We start from the raw sequence: 518 nt of genomic DNA, 5'->3' as shown, positions 1-518 counted from the left end.
AATTAATACTTGCTTTGACTTTATCTTTTTCAGCGATGTTTTCTTTTAATTGTTTCATCGCATCATTTAATAAATCAGTATTATGTTTAATATTTTCTAATTCATCAGAAGTTGTAGAAGCTTTTGTCTTTTCTATTAATTTATCCTTCTGTGATTCTGTTAAATCAGTTTGTTGTTTAATTTTTTTAATGACAGCGCGTCACAATTTGCATCGTTTTTCACCAAAGAAACCAACTTGTCTAAAACGGAGTTGGAAGATTTAAAAAAACTGATAGATCAGCAAATTAAAAACAAACCGTAGTCGTCAAGATTACAAAAGGTTGACACCGAGAATTTAGTAAGATTCAACACGATCTTTTTAAAAATAAATATAAACAAATTACATAATTATGGACATCTACATTCTAAAATTTAGTGCTTGTTTAGCTGTTTTTATGTTGTTCTATAAATTAGTATTGGAGCGTGAAAGCATTCACCAATTTAAACGCTTCTATTTGTTGGCAGCACTTGTGGCTTCC

The 518-nt window shown here is 29.2% G+C and carries 1 protein-coding gene; it reads right to left on the bottom strand.

The window, feature by feature from the left end:
• A partial coding sequence (locus ABEA43_RS68665) for a hypothetical protein (protein WP_425570780.1) occupies nt 1-181 on the bottom strand: 181 nt, incomplete at its 3' end.
• Nucleotides 182-518 lie beyond the last annotated feature (337 nt).

This window comes from Nonomuraea rosea (assembly GCF_039539705.1).
Lineage (GTDB): Bacteria > Actinomycetota > Actinomycetes > Streptosporangiales > Streptosporangiaceae > Nonomuraea > Nonomuraea rosea.
The sequence above is the reverse complement of the archived record's forward strand: the minus strand, read 5'-3'. Positions and strand labels throughout refer to the sequence as shown.